This is a genomic window from Streptomyces sp. 13-12-16, from assembly GCF_002114215.1.
In the GTDB taxonomy this organism is placed as follows: Bacteria; Actinomycetota; Actinomycetes; order Streptomycetales; family Streptomycetaceae; genus Streptomyces.
The window spans coordinates 1-17758 of the sequence record NZ_NCTE01000144.1 but is presented as its reverse complement, the minus strand read 5'-3'; the positions used below and the strand labels follow the sequence as shown (position 1 = coordinate 17758).

Genomic DNA, 17758 nt, shown 5'->3' with positions numbered 1-17758 from the left:
CTGCTGGCGGAGCTCCCGGAGGGCGCGCGCGTCGGGGAACGCTGGACGCGCGACCGCTGGTCGTTCACCGGCCACCGGGACCGGGTGGCGGCCGGTGAGCCGCCGCAGCCGCGCCGCGACGACGCGGTCACCGCGGCGAACAAGCTCGCCGTGCGCGAGCGGGAGCAGGCCCGCCTTGAGGCGCAGGAGGCGCTCGACGACCCGCTGGCGATGGCGGCCCGGCGGCTGTCCGGGGAGGCGTTCGCGGGCGAGGTGGTCGACGTGGTGATGGCGTACAGCGAGAGCAGGCGTCCGAGCCCCCGCCCGCTGGTCACCGTCCGCACGGACGACCGCCCGCACCTCGGGGAGCGGGTGCGGACGTACCGCTCGGTGGGCGGGAAGCCGCAGACGGCGGAGTTCGTGGGCTACGAGGACGGGCCGGAGGGCGGTCTCCTCGTCCTCCGCGTCATGGACAGGATGGGCCGGGGCAAGGAGCCGGAGGTGGGCTCGGTCCCGGAGAAGGGCGACCGCGTGTGCTTCACGCTGTTCGAGCACGAACCGCGCGGCGGCGCGAAGTTGCCCGACCCGGAGGAGACGCCGTGGACCCATGGCGGACCGCCCGGTGAGGAGGCGGCCGTACCGGAGCCCGCCGACCCGGTGACCGAGGAGGACGTGCTGTGACCGCCCCCGCCCAGCGGACCGTGTTCGACCCCGGCGCGGCGGCCGGCCGCGCCACCGACGCGATCCTCCGCGACACCCTGCGCGGCACCGCGCGCGGTGTCGTCGTCGACTCCCCGCCGGGCGCCGGCAAGTCCACACTGGTGGTGCGCGCGGCGCTGGAACTGGCGGAGGCGGGCCGCCCTCTGATGGTGGTGGCGCAGACCAACGCCCAGGTCGACGACCTGGTCCTGCGCCTCGCCGAGAAGAACCCGGACCTGCCGGTGGGCCGGCTGCACAGCAGCGACACGGACCCCTACGACAAGGCGCTCGACGCACTGGACAACGTCCGCAAGTCGGCGAAGGCGGCCGACCTCGCCGGCCTGGACGTGGTGATCTCCACGGCGGCGAAGTGGGCGCACGTCAAGGGCGTCGAACCGTGGGAGCACGCGATCGTCGACGAGGCGTACCAGATGCGCTCGGACGCGCTGCTCGCCGTGGCGGGACTGTTCGAGCGGGCGCTGTTCGTCGGCGACCCGGGCCAGCTGGACCCGTTCTCCATCGTGGGCGGCGAGCAGTGGGCGGGCCTGTCGTACGACCCGTCCGCGTCGGCGGTCACCACCCTGCTCGCCCACAACCCGGAACTGCCGCAGCACCGCCTGCCGGTCTCCTGGCGGCTCCCGGCGTCGGCGGCGCCCCTGGTGTCGGACGCGTTCTACCCGTACACCCCGTTCCGCAGCGGCACGGACCACGGTGACCGCAGGCTCACCTTCGGCGTCCCGTCGGACGGTTCGGCCCCGGACCGGGTGATCGACGAGGCGGCGGAGTCCGGCTGGGGCCTGCTGGAACTCCCCGCCCGCCACACCCCGCGCACGGACCCGGAGGCGGTGCGCGCGGTCGCGCTGGTGGTCCGCCGCCTCCTGGACCGGGGTGGTGCGGCGGCCTCCGAACGCTCCCCGGACCCCACCCCCCTCACCGCCGACCGCGTCGCCGTGGGCACCGCCCACCGCGACCAGGCGGCAGCGGTACGGGCGGCCCTCACGGAACTCGGCGTGCCGGACGTCACCGTGGACACGGCCAACCGCCTCCAGGGCCGCGAGTACGACGTCACGGTCGTCCTCCACCCCCTCTCCGGCCGCCCCGACGCCACCGCCTTCCACCTGGAGACGGGCCGCCTGTGCGTCCTCGCCTCCCGCCACCGCCACGCCTGCATCGTGGTCTGCCGCGAGGGGGTGACCGACCTCCTGGACGACTACCCGTCCACGGAACCGGTCCAGTTGGGGACGCTGGTGAAGTTCCCGGACGGCTGGGAGGCGAACCACGCGGTACTGGCACACCTGGCGGAGCACCGGGTGGGGTGGCGGCTCCCGCCGTCCGCGTCCGCTTGAGCGGACGCGTCGTCCCCGGCGGCGGGGAGGCGTCGTCCGCCGCCGCGGACGGCAGGGATCCGGCACGCGCGGGCGCGGATCGCCGGACGGCTGAAGCCCTTTGACGCCCGATCCCGACCGACGGGGATTTTCACCGACAATCCGGAAGACACCCCTATCGGTTTTGTTTCCGGTGAGACATCTGGAATTCCCGTCGGATAGGGCACATTTCCGGCGCCGGGTTCCATTTTTCGGCCAATTCTTGAACTTCTTGGAACCCGGCTGTGGAAATCCCTTGAAGGGAAGATCATTTCAAGTGAAACTGTGAGCGCGTTTCACGTCCGGCCGACCGGAGGGGTCTTCCGTGAACCTGGCCTCGCGCCCGGTCGGTCATCACCGTTCCCTTCCCGCCCCCTCCCTGTGAGCCTCCGGCCCCTTCCTTGAGTTCGGGGAGGCGTCGGCCCCGCCCGGAAGAACACTCCGCCTTTTTCACGAGCGAAAGGTTGCCTGCCGTAATGGCTGACGAAATGGTGCTCCAGGCCCAGAAGTGGGTCAACGCCACCTACAAGAACGTTTCCGGATACAACCCGGTCACGGAGAACGGCAAAACCGGCTGGAACACCATGTATGCCCTGACCCGTGCGCTGCAGCACGAACTCGGCATCACGGCGCTGTCCAACGCGTTCGGCCCGACGACGTTGTCGAGACTGCAGGCCAAGGGCGCCATCAAGGTCGGCGAGTCCAACAAGAACATCGTCAAGATCATCCAGTGCGGGATGTACTGCAAGGGCTACAGCGCGGGCGCCATCGACGGGGAGATGTCCCAGGCCACCCAGATGGGCATCAACACGATGATGCGGGACATGGGCCTTGCCGCGACCTATCTCAACGGCACGGTGCGCCCGAAGGTGTTCAAGGCCCTGCTGACCATGGACGCCTACATATTCCTCTCCGGCGGACTGGAACAGATCCGCTTCATGCAGCAGTGGCTCAACGGCCGCTACTTCGAGAAGTCGACCTTCTACATCGGCCCGTGCGACGGCTACTTCTCCCGGGACGTCCAGCAGGCGCTGATGAAGGCCATCCAGTACGAGTCCGGCATCCCCGAGGACCAGGCCAACGGCGTCTTCGGCCCCGGCACCGTGGCCGGCCTGAAGGCCCACACCCTCTCCGAGGGCGACAGCGGCACGTGGGTCCAGCTCTTCACCGGTGCGTGCGTGGCGAACGGCCCGTCCAACACGAGCGGTGACATCGCCACCTTCGGCAACCAGTTCACCGCGGACCTCACGGACTGGGTCAACAAGTTCCAGAGCTTCTCCGCGATCGAGGTGACCGGCAAGGCCGACTTCGACACCTGGGCGCAGTTGCTCGTCTCCTACGGGAACCCCGACCGGAAGGTCACCGCCTGCGACACCCGGTTCACCATCACCCCCCAGCGGGCGCAAGCCCTCGCCCTGGAGTACGAAGCCGTCGGCCGCTACCTGGACGAGCCGCCCGGGAGCACGCTGAACAAGGAGATCCAGCCCGGTGAGCTGGACGCCATCTTCTCCGCCGGACTGAAGGTCATCCCCATCTGGCAGTACGACGCACGCAGCCTCGCGGACTTCACCTACAGCAACGGCTACCTGCACGGCAGCCGGGCCCACGGCCGCGCCACCGGGTACGGGTTCAACAGGGGCACGGTCATCTACTTCGCGGTCGACTACGACGCCACCTCGGCGGACATGGACCGGATCATCGACTACTTCGCCGGGGTGAACGACGCGTTCAAGAGCAACGGCAGCAAGTACATCGCCGGTGTCTACGGCTCGCGGAACGTGTGCGCCAGTGTCTCCGGGGCCACCTACGTCCCTTACGCGTACGTCTCCGGCATGTCCTACGGCTTCTCCGGGAACCTGGGTTTCCCGTTGCCGCAGAACTGGGCGTTCAACCAGATCAAGGAGTACACCTTCACCAACGGTTCGGACAGCTTCGGCCTGGACGCGGTGGCGCACCGCCCCGGCGCCGACTCCGGGCAGTCATCGGTCAACGATCCGGACGGTTCGTCGGTCGACGAGTTCATCGCCTACGTGGAGCGGCTGTACGACGCCGCGGTCTCCTACGGCAAGGGGGACCCGAACGAGCTCTCGTTGCAGTTCATGCGCTGGGACAAGTACACCGACACCCGGTGGAGAGCACTGTTCGGCGAGGTCGACGACGCCTTCATCAGCTACGCCACCGGCCGGGGGCTCGACCAGGCGAGGGAGCACGCCTACAACGACCCGTCCATGGGCGCCCTCATCAATCCGGACCACCTCGCGGCGAGCGCCAGTGGCTACTTCCTCAAGGGCAACACCGGGCCGGGCAAGGCGAACCGCGCCGACCTGGCGAGCTGGGGCGGAGACCTGCTCACGTTCTACGGTGAGTGGAGCCGCTCGGACAACGCGTCGCCCCTGGACTTCTGCCGCAAGACGCTGTGCAGGCCCGATGTCGCGTCGACGTTCTCGCTGGGCGACCTCATCGAGGACATCGACGGGTTCCTGATCGCCGAGCGCCTGAAGAACGGCAACACGAACATCGTCCAGGAGCTGAGGAGGATCCTGATCGGAACGGGCCACCTGACGCGTTTCAGCGAGTTCAAGCTCTACCGGTTCGGCGGCGTCACGAGCAACGTCCGGGAGACGGCGAAGGCGTTCCTGGAGGACCAGATAGACGACACGCTGCTGTCCTCCACCCGTGCGCTCCTCATCCAGAGGAACTGCCCGGTGGGCAAGGAACCGTGGAACGAGTCCGACTCCGTGATGAGCGAGTTCTACACGGGTTTCTCCGAGACGCTGCAGAAGATCATCGACCAGCAGGTGGCGCGCCGGGCGCAGTTCCTCGACGCGCAGGAAGCAGAGAAGAAGTAGGTTTCACATGTTCCTGATGGGCGCGTTGCTGGCCGCGAGTCTGGTCACCGCGGCGGTGGGCGTCGTGGTGGTCCTCATCCTGCTGAGCCACCCGCCGCTGCCCGTGCCCAGGGTCTACGCGCTCCTCGCCCTGATCCTGGCCTCCTCGTCGGTGGCGGTGTACTGCTACGGCTGGTTCTCCGTCACCATGGGCGGGCCCTTCCCCGAACTGTGCACGGACCGGAACGACGCCGGCGCCGACCTGGCGTCCGTCGAGCAGCGGTACTGGCCCCTTCGGAACGCCTGCGTGTACTCCGACGGGTCGACCGTGGAGTACGTCTCGATGTCGGTCACCGTCTTCGTGTGCCTGCTGGCGGGTGCCGCCCTCGTCTCGGCCGGCACCTCCGTGTACCTGCGCAAGCGAGTCAGAAAAAATTCTGGAGTGATCTCATGAACACCGATTTCTCGCGCCGCACCCTGATCAGAGGAATCACCGGTGTGGCCGCCGGAGCCACCCTGCTCACCACGGGGGAGGTCCTTCTCGCTCCCGACACCGCCCAGGCCGCCGACGCCTCGTGGAAGGGGTCCAGGTCGGCGAACGGCTGGGACGTCCTCACCGCGGGCTCGTCGGGCACCGCCCCCTACGACATACCGGGAACGGACCTCCGGGTCGTTCTGCGCGAAGGGGACGTGGGCACCGTCCTGGCCTATGTGGCGCAGCGCTTCCACTACGACGTCACCCGGCTCGAAGCGGGCCGCGGACAGGTCATCGGGTACAGCGACGACCGGCGGGTGGAGGCGGACTTCGAGTCCAACCACCTGTCGGGCACCGCGCTGGCGCTGTACCCGGACAATTACCCGCTCGGGGTGAAGGGCAACTTCTTCCCCCACCAGGTCACGGCGATCCGGGACATCCTCGCCGAGCTCCAGGGCGTCGTCCGGTGGGGCGGCGACACGGAGTCGCCCAAGGAATCGGTCTTCTTCATCGACGTCCCGCCGGGTTCGGCGAAGCTCGCCCGGGTCGCGGAGACCCTCAGGCAGTGGAGCGTCACCCCCGGCAAGGGGGCCGGGACCCAGATCATCGAGGACCCCAAGCGCATCAGGGCCGCGAAGAAGCTCGCCGGTATCCAGGCGGCCTGACAGCCCGTCACACGACGCGCCGCCGGGGCCCCGGAAGGGGCTCCGGCGGCCGGCACGCACACGCCGCAGGCCAGCACGGTGCCCGGACCGCACGCGGTCCGGGCACCGTGGCGTCGGCCTTCACCGAGCGGAAGCGGCCACCTGCTTGCGCGCGGCGGAGACTTCCTTGCCGTGCTGCTCCTTGATGCCGGTCAGCCGGCTCTTGTTGTCGGTGATCTGCTTGTTCTGGATCGCGGTCTCCACCCCGAACCAGATCTTCACCAGGTTCGTCTGCTCCTTGCAGTCGATGTCGTCGACCGCCAGGGCGATGGACTCCTTCGTCGGCTTGCCGTCGATCGTGACGCCCTGGTCCATCGCCTTGTACGGATCGGCGAGCCCCGGGTGCCCCTTGCCGTCCATGCACGAGGACCACGCGGCGACGGCCTTGACGACCTTGTCGTCCTTCATCGACTCCACCAGGCTGTTCCCGGCGAGCTCCGCCACCATGACCGGGTCGGCCTCCTGCACGCCGAGCTGGGCCTTGGACCAGCCGACGCAGCCGCCCGTCTTCAGCTTCTTCCCGTTGTACTCGGCCCGGGCGGGCTTGACGCCCTGGCCGGGGGCGGCGAGCGGCCCCATCGCCTTGGCCCCCTGGGGGGCCTCGACCTGCTCGGGCATGGTGTGGCCGGTCAGGACCTCGACCTCGACACCGGACAGCTCGCGCATGGGCTGCTTGGTGTGCTCCTGCAGCGCCGGGGGGAGCTCGTAGCCGTACTTCTCGGCCTGGGCCCGGTCGGTGAGGCCGTAACGGCGTTCGATGTTGGCGTCGTTGTCACTGGGCGGCGGGTTGGCGCCCGCCCGCGGCAGCGTCAGGTCGATGCCGTAGTCCTTCATGCAGGACTGCTGGAGGTCGTTGGCGGCCTGCTCGACGGTGACCTGGTCCTCGTAGGAGGCCATGTACGCCTCCAGCGGAAGGGTCAGGTCCTTGGCCAGACCGCTGGCGGGGACCTTCTTGGGCCAGTTCTCCTTGTTCACGATCGGTCTGTCGTCGGCCACGCTCCGCGCGGTGTCCGCGGTCGTGCCGGAGGAGCAGGCGCTGACCAGGAAGGCCGAAGCGGTCAGGGCGACGGCGGTGGCGGTCCGCTTGATGTGCTTCACGGGGGACCCTTCTCAGGCGAAGTGGGAGGACGCGTTGTTGTTCTTCAGCGCGGAGATCAGGTTGGTGAGGTTGCAGTCCCCGTAGGGGCCGTTCTTCGCGAAGTACTGGGAGGTGCCGCCGTAACCGGAGTTGTAGTACACGCGGTAGTTGTCGTCCCGGGCGCAGTTCTGCACGGACGCCGCGTTGTTCTTCATGTACTGGCCGTTGCCGTTGCCGCCGTTGCCGAACACGTACCGGTAGGTCGTCAGCGACGAGCCCTGGTACTGGCTCGTGCCCCAGTGGTCGGACACGTTGCTGTAGTACGTCGTGAACGCCGACTTGATGTAGCCGTCCTGGACCGCGATGTCCTTCGAGTTGTAGAACAGCCACAGATCACCGTACGAGCAGGTGATCCACGGGACGTCACAGTTGTCCGTGACGGTGTACTCCGCCGCGTGCGCCGGACCGGAGGTCCCCATCACGGCCGCCACGGCCGCGAAGGACGCGGCGAGGGCAGCGGCCCTTTTCGTCAAGCGGATGCTCTTCATCACATCTCCATCGATAGTTCGTCCGCGTGAGGAGATCTCCACACCGTGCGACCTTCCCGGCAATCATGTACAGGACAAAGGTGGAATTCCGGCACGTGGCAGTCGGCCTCCGTCAGAGGAACCTTCCGAACCCCGACCACCCACCGGACGGCCCGCTTCACGAAAGCCCGGGGCGTACCACCGCTCCCGTCCCCGTCAGGCCGTCGGCGTCGTCGACGGCCGGCACCACGCCCGGCCATCCCCAATGGGCTTGATCACGCCTTGACTTCGGCTCCACATCCCCGCCATACCCCACCCACACAATTGCCTCCGGTAACCAAACTCACAGCGGAGCCCCGGGTCAACGGGCAGCAAACGGACCATGACGCCACAAGATCCACTTAGCTCACGTGATGATCGTTACGTTTGCCGATCGGTATGGGGCCCTTGGTGACGGTTCACCAAGGAGTGTCGTGCGCCACTCCCCGGACCGCCCCCGCGGCCGACGGCGAGGGTGAGCGGCCGCGGCGGCCCCGGGCGGAGAACAGCGGGCCCGTGCATACGGCCCGGACGGCTGGGAAGCCATTCACGCGGTGCCCGGGGACGGAGCCCTCAGGCCCTCTTGCGGGGCGCGGGACAATGGACGGTGGCCCGCCCACCGGGGGCCGATCGTGACGTACGTGAAGGAGATCCCATGGCGGAGCACGCGCCGCGCCGGGAGCAGCCGCGGCTACGCCCCGCGCCCCTGCTGTTCGAGCCCGCGGAGGCGGCCTCGGATCCCGAGCACTTCTTCGACCTGGAGTCGATCGAGGATCCCCGGGCGCTGCTGGAGCGGGCGACCGAGCTGACGCTCGCGTTCCGTGCCGCCGCGGACCGGGCGACGGAGTTCCAGGCCGTGGCCGCGGCCCAGCTCGCCGACCCCCGCCGCTTCGACCGGCTGACGCCGGCGGACATCGCCGAGCGCGCCGAGTGGACCGAGGACTACGCGAAGAAGATGGTCGAGTTCGGCCGGGACCTGATGCGGGACGGCGAGGGCGGCGGCTCCGGGCACGCCGATCCCGTATAGCGCGCACGGCCCCGTACGACTCGCGCGGCCCCGCACGGTCCGTAGAGGCCCGCACCGTCCGTACGGGCCCGCACAGCCCGGCATACGCGCATACGCATATGCCGGGCGGGCAAGATACCCCCTCCCCCGCCCCCGCGTCCCCGATTCCCGCAACCCTGCGGAAGCGTTCCCTCACTCACGGTAGACCTGTGCGTCATGAGCAGCACACGGAATGCCTCCGACGCCAGCGGTGTCACCCCCGACGGCGCCGTCTGGCTCGCCTCGGCGGGGACGTATCCGCGCAGCACGCTCTCGCACTGGAGGGAGCGGCCGGACGCGCCGGTCGTGCTGCCCTGCGGTGTGGTCTTCGACGTGGTGAGCGTGCCCACGATCTTCGGGCGGCGGATGCTGGACCGGATGTGGGACGAGGGCCCGGGGTCGGGGCCGGTGGCGGAGTTCCGGGGGCGGACGCTGCTGTTCGCCGCGCCGGGCACGGCACAGCGGCTCCCGGCCCTCATGGAGTGGGAGGAGTGGGGCGCCCACGGCTCACGCACGGACGGTGTCCCTCCGCTGCTGTGCCACGGCCCCGGCGACGCGGTGACCGTCCCCGCGCCCACCCCCCGTTCCGGCTCCCGCTGGCTCGTCGCCCCGGACACCCGTCACCCCTGGCTGCCGGGCCCGGAGGTGCTGCTGTGGGCGGCCGTGCGGGCGGCCCGCGCGGCCGTGCGGATTTCGATTTTTCCTCCCGCCGATCGTGATGCTAATGTCTACGACGTCAGCAGGCGCCGCTAGCTCAGTTGGTTAGAGCAGCTGACTCTTAATCAGCGGGTCCGGGGTTCGAGTCCCTGGCGGCGCACGACACGGTGAAGGCCCCTCGCGGAAGCGGGGGCCTTCGTCGCGTCTACCGCGTGGTGATCCTCACCGTCCACGCCCCCGACGGCGTACGTCCCTCCACCTCCACCCGTACGGTCGTCCCCGGCACCGTGAAGCTCTCGCCGAGGGCGACCGGGGCGTCGGCGAGCGGCGGGTAGACCGAGTCCTCCCAGCACGCCTCGGTGCGCGGGTGGGCGTCGACGACCTCGATGGGGCCGCGTCCGGACCGGGTGCCGCTGCTCACCCTGTACACCAGCACCCCCTGCCGGCAGGCCCTCGTGTCGTTGCCGACCGGCCCCCGCGCCTCGAAGGCGAGCACGCTGTCGGGGCCGGTGCGCACCACCGCGAGCTTGGTGCCCCGGCCGAGACCGAAGGAGGGCGCCCCGGCGGCCCCCGTCGCCGGCGTCCCCGGTCCCGCCCCGAGCGGCTCCAGCGTCAGCCGTACCGGCCCCGCGTCCTGCACGCACCGCACCTGCCGGGACTCCAGCCAGCCCAGCTTCCACTTGTGCCAGCCGAAGAGGTCGGGTGCGAGGGCGAACTGGCTGCCCATGAGGTCCCAGTCGCCGACGTGGGTGTCCCAGTCGCCCTTGCCGTCCACGGGCCGGTGGTAGAGGTCGGGCAGGTCGAAGACGTGACCGGTCTCGTGGGCGAGGACGAGCCGGTCCGGGGGGTGGTTCTCGAACACGGTGACGACCCGGCGGATGTCGGTGCCGTCGGCGCGCAGCGGGGTGTCCAGGTTGACGACCTTCGTGGCGTCGGAGTCCACGCCCGGCGCGTCCGGGTCGGCGACGAAGTACACGATGTCGTAGCGCGAGAAGTCGATGTGCCGGTCGGTCGCGGCGAGCGCGTCCCGCAGGTAGGCGGCCCGGTGGGCGACGGTCCAGTCGCGCTGTATGGCGTACTCCGTGGAGGGGCGGGGCATGCGGAACCACTGCCGCAGGGGGTGCGGGCGCAGGGTGAACCTGCCGTAGGAGGCCCGCTCGAAGAAGTGGCTGGTGGCGGGGAAGTGGTCGGCGACGAGTTCGGCGGGCGTGGTCAGGGGGTGGGAGTCGGGGAAGGAGAGGAAGACCATCACCGCGTCCAGGCGCCGGGCGGGACGGGGGTAGGCGGTGTTCCAGGTGTCCAGGCCCTCGGAGTGGTGGGCGGTGGTGCGGGTGAGGGCGCAGGGGGCCGCGGAGAAGGGCTCGGCGACGGAGGGGACGCTCACCATCGAGGTCGCCGCGAGCGCCGACATGGTGGTGCACATCGCGGCGGTGCTGCGCAGCCGGGGCCGTACGCCCGCGCCCCCCAATGCGCCCGATGCACCCGATGCACCCGATCGGCTCAATCTTCCCAGCCTCCGCCGAAGAGCCTCACGGCCGAGTCCTCTCGGGGTGAGCTGACGCGGCACGGGGACCTCCGGGAGACGGTTCACGGGACACCGCACCCAGACTGTGCATGTTTGTCGTACTACGCCCTGTTCGGCTGCACCGGACGAGTGAGAAACGCGGGTATCCGGGCGGGACCGACACCCCACACACTCACGGAACGTCACAACTGGTCGGAGGGGAGCAGAAGCCGTCCACCGGCGGGCGGAAACGGTCGGGCAGGGATGCGGATCCGCCCCGGAGAACGGACAGTGACTGGAAGGCCCCGGCGTGGGCCCTTATGATCGGCACACTTTCCTGAGACTCTGAGACTTTCTGCACGGACAGCGATCGAGTGCACTGCGGGAGCGAGCGGTGAGCGGAACGTCCGAAGGGCCGGCGCCCGCGGCGGAACTCAACCGGCCGACGGTCACGGAGAGTGAGATCACCACGTCTCCGTGTACGGAATCCCCGCCCCCACCGTCCCCGTCACCCCCGCCGTCCCCGTCGTACCGTTCCGTCTTCACGGCCGCGCCGCTCGCCATGGCCGTCGTCGACCGTGAGGGCATGGTGACCGGCGCCAACGCGGCCCTCGCCACCCTGCTGGGCCGCGATCCGGAGAGCCTGACCGGTGCCGTCGCCGCCGATCTGGTGGACCTGGCCTCCGACGCCCGCACCTGGCACGCCTACCGGGAGCTGCTGCGCGGACGGCGGTCCCGGCTGCGCTGCACCCGCCGGCTGAAGCACCCGGAGGGACACGCGCTGTGGGTACGGGTGACGGTCGCCCCGCTGCCCGCCGACGACGGGGGCGTGCTGCTGTCGGTCGCCGACATCGGCGACCACCACGAGCTCCAGGCGCAGCTGCGGCACCTGCGGATGCACGACCCGGTGACCCGGCTGCCCAACCGCACCCTGTTCTTCGAACGGCTGACGGCCGCGCTGGAGGCGGAGTCGTACGAGGAGGGTGGCACCGGCCGGATCGGGCTGTGCTACCTCGACCTGGACGGGTTCAAGGCCGTCAACGACACGCTGGGCCACCGCGTCGGCGACCAGTTGCTGGCCGCCGTCGCCGAACGGCTCGAACAGTGCGCGAAGGACGCGGCCAGGACCGGTACGCCGCTGGTCGCCCGGCTCGGCGGGGACGAGTTCGCGCTGCTGGTCGAGGACTCCACCGGCACCGAGCAGCTCGCCGACCTCGCCGAGTCGCTGCTCGACGCGATCCAGGCGCCCTTCGACCTCTCCGGGCGCAGGCTGTCGGTGTCGGCGTCGATCGGGGTGGTCGAGCGGCATGCCGCCGGGACCACGCCCACCGCGCTGATGCAGGCCGCCGACACCACGCTGTACTGGGCGAAGGCCGACGGCAAGGCCCGCTGGACGCTCTTCGACCCGGAGCGCAACGCCTCCCGCGTGACCCGCCAGGCCCTCGCCTCCACGTTGCGCCCGGCCATCGAGCGGGGCGAGTTCGCGCTGGAGTACCAGCCGCTGGTGGGCATGGAGGACGACCGGGTGCACGGCGTGGAGGCGCTGATCCGCTGGAACCACCCGCGGTTCGGCACGCTGACGCCGAATCGGTTCATCTCACTGGCGGAGGAGGACGGCTCGATCGTGCCGCTCGGCCGCTGGGTGCTGCGCACCGCCTGCCGGCAGGCCCGCGACTGGCAGGTGGAGCACCCGGACGAGCCGCCGATCTTCGTCAGCGTGAACGTGGCGGTCCGCCAGGTGTGGGACTCCGACCTGGTGGCGGACGTCGCCGACACCCTGGAGGAGACGGGCCTCGAACCGGAGCTGCTGCAACTGGAGCTGACCGAGTCGGCGGTGATGGGTTCGTCCGGCCGGCCGATCCAGGCCCTGAAGGCGCTCAGCGACATGGGCGTGCGCATCGCCATCGACGACTTCGGCACGGGCTACTCGAACCTGGCCTACCTCAGCCGGCTGCCGGTGTCGGTGCTGAAGCTGGACGGCTCCTTCGTACGGGGATTCCAGTACGAGGAGCGCGCCGCCGCCCCGCCGAACCCGGCGGACGAGGTCATCGTCGAGGCGATGGTGCAGCTCGCCCACCGGCTCGGCCTGACGGTCACCGCGGAGTGCGTGGAGACCTCGGCGCAGGCGACGAGGCTGCGCCGGATCGGGTGCGACACCGGTCAGGGCTGGCTGTACTCCCGTCCGGTGTCGCCGGACCGCATCTCCGAGCTGCTGGGCACGCCCGGGGTTCAGGCGGGTGTGGGCAATCCGTAGGCGTCGGCTATCAGTTCGTAGGAACGCAGGCGTACGTCGCCGCCGTGGGCGTTGGCGGTGAGCATCAGCTCGTCGGCGCCGGTGCGCTTCTGGAGGTCGTCGAGGCCGGTGCGGACCTCGTCGGGGGTGCCGTGGATGACGTTGGCGTTCCAGGAGTCGACGAACTCCCGCTCCATGGGGCTGAAGTCGTACGCCTCCGCCTCCTCGGGGGTGGGGACGAGGCCGGGGCGGCCGGTGCGCAGCCGGACCATGTTGAGCGCGGCGGCCAGCACCTGGCGGCGGGCCTCCTTCTCGTCGTCCGTGGCGAGCGCGGAGACGCCGATGAGGGCGTAGGGCGCGTCGAGGACCTCGCTCGGACGGAAGGTCTCGCGGTAGAGGTCCAGGGCGGGGACGGTGTTCTGGGCCGAGAAGTGGTGGGCGAAGGCGAAGGGCAGGCCGAGCATGCCGGCCAGCCGGGCGCTGAAGCCGGAGGAGCCGAGCAGCCAGATCGGCGGGCGGTGCGGGGACTGCACGCCGCCGGGTGACGTCGCCTGCACCGGGCCGGGGACGGCGTGGATGCGGCGGTAGGGGTGGCCGTCGGGGAAGTCGTCGTCGAGGAAGCGGGTGAGCTCGGCGAGCTGCTGGGGGAAGTCGTCGGCGCCCTCGTTCAGCCGGTCGCTGCGGCGCAGGGCGGCCGCGGTGGCACCGTCGGTGCCGGGGGCGCGGCCGAGGCCGAGGTCGATCCGTCCCGGCGCCATGGCCTCGAGCGTGCCGAACTGCTCGGCGATGACCAGCGGCGCGTGGTTGGGCAGCATCACCCCGCCGGAGCCCAGGCGGATGCGCCCGGTGTGCGCGGCGAGGTGCGCCAGGATCACGGCGGGCGAGGAGGAGGCCACCCCGGGCATGGAGTGGTGCTCGGCGACCCAGTAGCGGTGGAAGCCGCGGGACTCGGCGAGGCGGGCGATGTCCACGCTGGTCCGCAGGGCGTCGGTGGCGGTCCGGCCCGCGCCGACGGTCACCAGGTCCAGCACGGAGAGCGGGACGGGTGCGGTGCCGTGGGCGGTGCCCCGGATCTCCTCTGCGGCGTCTGCGGCCATGGTGGGGTGCCTCCTGTGGGGTGTGACGTTCGCTGCGCGACCTAACAGGAGACGGTCCCCGGTTATTCCCTCCCCTTCTCCGGCACCCGGCGGTGTGCGCACTCGACGATCATGCGATACGATCATCTTGCTCGCTGAGGGGGTCGCCCCCCGACAGTGGACACGCGTTGGTGGTCCAAGGAAAGACGCCCCACTTCCTGTGGGGAGATGCAGGTGCAAGGCCTGCCCGGCGCTCGAACGGAACCCCGGCCCGCGGAAGCGGGACCGGGGTTCTTCCGTGTGCGGGACGGTCAGACCTGCACGATCGGTTCCCGCGTGAACAGCGCCCCCAGCCCGGGAGCGTTCACCCTGCGGTCCGCCAGCCTCAGGGCCTCCCAGACCGTGACCTGGTTGGCGGTCAGGACCGGCTTGCCCAGCTCCTTCTCCAGGGCGGGGACGTACGCCACCGTGTGCAGGGCCGTGTCCGGCAGCAGCAGCGCGTCCGCGTCCGGGGTGTCGGCCGCGCGGGCCAGCGCGAACACCTCCTCCTCGCCCCAGGTGCCGACCTCCGCCGCCGTGACGATCCCGGAGCTGCGCACCCCGGTCACCTCCACGCCGCCGGCCCGCAGGAACTCGGCGAAGAGCACGGCCACGTCGTCCGGGTAGGTCGCGCCGACGGCGACCCGCCGCGCCCCGACCTCCCGCACCGCGTGCGTGAAGGCGAACGCCGTCGACGACGCCGGCATGCCCGCCGCCACGGCGAGGCCCCGCACCTGCTCGTGGGCGCCCTCCCAGCCGTGCACGAAACTGCCGCTGGTGCAGGCCCACACCACCGCCTCGGCGCCCGAGAGGCGCAACTGCTGGAGGCCCGCCGCCAGCCGCTCGGGCGCGCCCATCCGCAACAGCGCGTCCACCCGGTGCGCGTCCTCACCGATGTCGGTGTGCACCAGGTCCACCCGGACGTCGCTGCCCAGCAACTGCTCGATACGCGGATAGTCGTCCTCTGCGGAGTGGCCCGGGTAGAGGAATCCCAGTGCGGTCATGTCCAGCCTTCCTGCTGCTTCTCTTCCGGCACGCCCGGCACGTCCGGGAGTACGGAGCCGGACGCCTGGCCCGGCAGTACGGTCCCGGAGCGCGCCGACGCGTCGATCAGCGCCTGATACGGTCCCACCGCCCGGGTACCCAATCGGCGCAACGCCGCCCACACGGTCACCTGGTTGGCCGAGATGACCGGTATGCGCAGTTCGGCTTCGAGCTGCGGGATGACGTCGTAGGTCGGCAGATTGGTGCAGGAGAGGAACAGCGCGTCCGCCGCGCCGAGCCGGCCGCGCACCGCGGCCCGCCGCGCCATGTCCACCACCTCGCGGTAGGTGACCTTCCAGATCCGCCGGGTCAGCCCCATGTACGCGCACCCGGTGACCGTGACGCCGGCCCGCGCGACATAGCTCTCCAGCGCCCGGGTGACCGACACGGTGTACGGCGTGACCAGGGCGACCCGGCGTACGTCCAGTTCCACCAGGGCTTCGAGGAGCGCGCCGGAGGTGGTGACGGCCGGGACCGCACCGGCCCTGCTCATCGCCTCGCACATCGCGCGTTCGCCGACGATCCCGCCGACGAAGCTGCCCGACGTACAGGCGTAGGCGACGACCTCGGGCGCGACCGCGGTGAGGGTGCGCACCGCGTCGCCGAGCGTCTCGTGCTCGCTGATCAGCCGGGCCAGGTCGAGACTCACCTCGACCGGCACGTACGGCGTGCGGGTGAGGTGCAGGGACACCTCGTCCGGCACCCAGCGCCACAGCTCGCGGTCCAGCGCGAAGTCGAAGGGGGCGACGACACCGACACCGCGTTGCGGGCCGGGGCCGCCGAGAAAGGAGACGTCCATGTCAGCACCGGCCTCACGCTGGGAGACGAGCACACAACGGATCGTGGGAACGCCCGTGTTGACGACGGTAGGTTGGGGTGCGAGCGTGGTCAATCCGCGCATCCCAGACTCCGGCCGTCTCCTTCCCGAGGACCCCGCCACCGCCCTCCCGAGAACACCGGCCAGCCCGGAGAAACGGCGGCTCATGACCACCCCCACGCTGCTCGTGCTCGACGCCGACCCGCTCCCCCGCCTCGGCAGGCTCATCGGCCGGGCGCGGGTGGAGCACGCGGACGCCTCGACGCTCGCCGAGCGCCTGCCGTCCGCGGACGTGCTGCTGGTGTGGGACTTCACCTCGCACGCGGTGCGCGAGGCGTGGCCGGGCGAGGGGCCCCGGCCGCGCTGGGTGCACACGGCGAGCGCGGGCGTGGACCACCTGCTCTGTCCGGAACTCGCCGCCTCCGACACGGTGGTCACCAACGCGCGCGGCGTCTTCGACCGGCCGATCGCCGAGTACGTCGCCGCCCTCGTCCTCGCCTTCGCCAAGGACCTGCCGCGGACGCTGGACCTCCAGCGGGAGCGGACCTGGCGGCACCGGGAGTCCCGCAGGGTCGCCGGGACCCGTGCCGTCGTGGTCGGCTCCGGGCCCATCGGCCGGGCGATCGCCGGCACGCTCACCGCGCTCGGCGTCAAGGCGGCCCTGGTCGGGCGCACCGCACGGGCCGGCGTGCACGGCCCGGACGATCTCGACCGGCTGCTGGCCCGCGCGGACTGGGTGATCGCCGCGGCACCGCTGACGGAGTCGACGCGCGGCATGTTCGACGCCCGCCGCTTCGGCGTGATGCAGCCGTCCGCGCACTTCGTCAACGTCGGCCGGGGACAGCTCGTCGTGGAGGACGCGCTGGCCGAGGCGGTACGGCGGCGCTGGATCGCGGGCGCCGCGCTGGACGTCTTCGAGACCGAGCCGCTCACCCCGGACAGTCCCCTGTGGCGGCTCCCGGGGCTGATCGTGTCGCCGCACATGAGCGGGGACACGGTCGGCTGGCGGGACGAACTCGGCGAGCAGTTCGTGGAGTTGTTCGAGCTGTGGGCGGCGGGGCGGCCGCTGGAGAACGTGGTCGACAAGCAGCGCGGGTATGTACCGGGTCACTGACGTATCCAGGAGGCCGGATGTCCGAGCTCACCGAGCTGACCGCCGTACGACTCCTCGATGGTTACCGCGGGGGTGAGTTCAGCCCGGTGGAGGTGGTCCGGGCGGCGCTGGAGCGGGCCGAGGAGATCCAGCCGGAGGTGAACGCGTTCGTCCGGCTGCTCTCCGAGGACGCGCTGGAGCGGGCCGCCGCGTCCGAGGAGCGGTGGCGGCGCGGTGAGCCGTGCGGGCTGCTGGACGGGGTGCCGGTCACGGTGAAGGACATCCTGCTGCTGCGCGGCGCCCCGACCCTGAAGGGCTCGCGGACCATCGACCCGGCGGCGGGCCGCTGGGACGAGGACGCGCCCTCGGTGGCCCGGCTGCGCGAGCACGGCGCGGTGTTCCTGGGCAAGACGACGACCCCCGAGTTCGGCTGGAAGGGCGTGACGGACTCGCCGCTGAGCGGCGTCACGCGCAACCCGCACGACCCGACGCGCACGGCGGGCGGGTCCAGCGGGGGCGCGGCGGCGGCCGTGGCGCTGGGCGCGGGACCCCTCGCG

At 71.0% G+C, this 17758-nt stretch carries 15 protein-coding genes, 1 tRNA gene and 1 pseudogene; 11 read left to right on the top strand and 6 right to left on the bottom strand.

Features of this window, described 5'->3' with window-relative positions; all coding sequences use genetic code 11:
• The 5 genes and pseudogenes from B7767_RS06840 to B7767_RS06820 form a co-directional block, all read left to right on the top strand.
• A pseudogene (locus B7767_RS06840) lies at positions 1–660 on the top strand (hypothetical protein); the annotation flags it as partial.
• The gene (locus B7767_RS06835; protein ID WP_085571350.1) at positions 657–2024 is read left to right on the top strand and encodes an AAA family ATPase; all 1368 of its coding nucleotides are present in this window, start codon (positions 657–659) and stop codon (positions 2022–2024) included. The pseudogene B7767_RS06840 and the gene B7767_RS06835, both read left to right, overlap by 4 nt.
• Before the next feature lie 494 nt (positions 2025–2518).
• Positions 2519–4891, top strand: coding sequence for a glycoside hydrolase domain-containing protein (locus tag B7767_RS06830; RefSeq protein ID WP_085571349.1), 2373 nt, complete (start codon positions 2519–2521; stop codon positions 4889–4891).
• Between the two features lie 7 nt (positions 4892–4898).
• Entirely contained in the window at positions 4899–5324 is a 426-nt protein-coding gene (locus tag B7767_RS06825) for a hypothetical protein (RefSeq protein WP_085571348.1), read from the top strand.
• Entirely contained in the window at positions 5321–6010 is a 690-nt protein-coding gene (locus tag B7767_RS06820) for a hypothetical protein (protein WP_085571347.1), read from the top strand. Before B7767_RS06825 ends, B7767_RS06820 begins: the two co-directional genes overlap by 4 nt.
• A gap of 120 nt (positions 6011–6130) precedes the next feature.
• Here the strand turns inward: B7767_RS06820 and B7767_RS06810 are convergent, their stop codons facing one another.
• Both B7767_RS06810 and B7767_RS06805 read right to left on the bottom strand, forming a co-directional pair.
• Positions 6131–7147, bottom strand: coding sequence for a hypothetical protein (locus B7767_RS06810; protein WP_085571345.1), 1017 nt, complete (start codon positions 7145–7147; stop codon positions 6131–6133).
• Positions 7148–7159: 12 nt separating this feature from the next.
• Positions 7160–7675, bottom strand: coding sequence for a hypothetical protein (locus B7767_RS06805; RefSeq protein WP_085571344.1), 516 nt, complete (start codon positions 7673–7675; stop codon positions 7160–7162).
• 673 nt (positions 7676–8348) lie between these two features.
• Here B7767_RS06805 and B7767_RS06800 point away from each other — a divergent pair.
• The 3 genes from B7767_RS06800 to B7767_RS06790 all read left to right on the top strand — a co-directional run bounded on the left by B7767_RS06800 (position 8349) and on the right by B7767_RS06790 (position 9555).
• On the top strand, positions 8349–8720 hold the full coding sequence (locus tag B7767_RS06800) for a hypothetical protein (RefSeq protein WP_085571343.1): 372 nt from the start codon (positions 8349–8351) through the stop codon (positions 8718–8720).
• 195 nt (positions 8721–8915) lie between these two features.
• On the top strand, positions 8916–9491 hold the full coding sequence (locus B7767_RS06795; RefSeq protein WP_085571342.1) for a bifunctional DNA primase/polymerase: 576 nt from the start codon (positions 8916–8918) through the stop codon (positions 9489–9491).
• Positions 9482–9555, top strand: a tRNA-Lys gene (locus tag B7767_RS06790). The genes B7767_RS06795 and B7767_RS06790 overlap by 10 nt, the downstream gene beginning before the upstream one ends.
• A gap of 45 nt (positions 9556–9600) precedes the next feature.
• Here the strand turns inward: B7767_RS06790 and B7767_RS06785 are convergent.
• Positions 9601–10818 (bottom strand): M6 family metalloprotease domain-containing protein, encoded by a 1218-nt coding sequence (locus B7767_RS06785; protein ID WP_371101608.1) that lies wholly within the window; start codon positions 10816–10818, stop codon positions 9601–9603.
• 475 nt (positions 10819–11293) lie between these two features.
• Here B7767_RS06785 and B7767_RS06780 point away from each other — a divergent pair, with 475 nt between their 5' ends.
• On the top strand, positions 11294–13153 hold the full coding sequence (locus B7767_RS06780) for a bifunctional diguanylate cyclase/phosphodiesterase (RefSeq protein ID WP_085571340.1): 1860 nt from the start codon (positions 11294–11296) through the stop codon (positions 13151–13153).
• Here the strand turns inward: B7767_RS06780 and B7767_RS06775 are convergent.
• The 3 genes from B7767_RS06775 to B7767_RS06765 form a co-directional block, all read right to left on the bottom strand.
• Positions 13129–14229 (bottom strand): LLM class flavin-dependent oxidoreductase, encoded by a 1101-nt coding sequence (locus tag B7767_RS06775; RefSeq protein ID WP_085571339.1) that lies wholly within the window; start codon positions 14227–14229, stop codon positions 13129–13131. The genes B7767_RS06780 and B7767_RS06775 overlap by 25 nt on opposite strands.
• 290 nt (positions 14230–14519) lie before the next feature.
• Positions 14520–15251 (bottom strand): aspartate/glutamate racemase family protein, encoded by a 732-nt coding sequence (locus B7767_RS06770; protein ID WP_085571338.1) that lies wholly within the window; start codon positions 15249–15251, stop codon positions 14520–14522.
• Positions 15248–16090, bottom strand: a complete 843-nt coding sequence (locus B7767_RS06765; RefSeq protein WP_085571337.1) for an aspartate/glutamate racemase family protein — start codon at positions 16088–16090, stop codon at positions 15248–15250. The genes B7767_RS06770 and B7767_RS06765 overlap by 4 nt, the downstream gene beginning before the upstream one ends.
• Positions 16091–16274: 184 nt before the next feature.
• Here B7767_RS06765 and B7767_RS06760 point away from each other — a divergent pair, with 184 nt between their 5' ends.
• Together B7767_RS06760 and B7767_RS06755 are read left to right on the top strand one after the other, a co-directional pair.
• Positions 16275–17222, top strand: a complete 948-nt coding sequence (locus B7767_RS06760) for a D-2-hydroxyacid dehydrogenase (RefSeq protein WP_085571336.1) — start codon at positions 16275–16277, stop codon at positions 17220–17222.
• Positions 17223–17239: 17 nt separating this feature from the next.
• Positions 17240–17758, top strand: a 519-nt coding sequence (locus B7767_RS06755) for an amidase family protein (protein ID WP_256923345.1), incomplete at its 3' end; no start/stop codon positions are given.

Coding starts and splice junctions, on each gene's coding strand:
- B7767_RS06830 (WP_085571349.1), top strand. CDS start 2,519: ATGGCTGACGAAATGGTGCTCCAGGCCCAGAAGTGGGTCAACGCCACC.
- B7767_RS06825 (WP_085571348.1), top strand. CDS start 4,899: ATGTTCCTGATGGGCGCGTTGCTGGCCGCGAGTCTGGTCACCGCGGCG.
- B7767_RS06820 (WP_085571347.1), top strand. CDS start 5,321: ATGAACACCGATTTCTCGCGCCGCACCCTGATCAGAGGAATCACCGGT.
- B7767_RS06805 (WP_085571344.1), bottom strand. CDS start 7,675: ATGAAGAGCATCCGCTTGACGAAAAGGGCCGCTGCCCTCGCCGCGTCC.
- B7767_RS06800 (WP_085571343.1), top strand. CDS start 8,349: ATGGCGGAGCACGCGCCGCGCCGGGAGCAGCCGCGGCTACGCCCCGCG.
- B7767_RS06795 (WP_085571342.1), top strand. CDS start 8,916: ATGAGCAGCACACGGAATGCCTCCGACGCCAGCGGTGTCACCCCCGAC.
- B7767_RS06785 (WP_371101608.1), bottom strand. CDS start 10,818: ATGTGCACCACCATGTCGGCGCTCGCGGCGACCTCGATGGTGAGCGTC.
- B7767_RS06775 (WP_085571339.1), bottom strand. CDS start 14,229: ATGGCCGCAGACGCCGCAGAGGAGATCCGGGGCACCGCCCACGGCACC.
- B7767_RS06770 (WP_085571338.1), bottom strand. CDS start 15,251: ATGACCGCACTGGGATTCCTCTACCCGGGCCACTCCGCAGAGGACGAC.
- B7767_RS06765 (WP_085571337.1), bottom strand. CDS start 16,090: ATGGACGTCTCCTTTCTCGGCGGCCCCGGCCCGCAACGCGGTGTCGGT.
- B7767_RS06760 (WP_085571336.1), top strand. CDS start 16,275: ATGACCACCCCCACGCTGCTCGTGCTCGACGCCGACCCGCTCCCCCGC.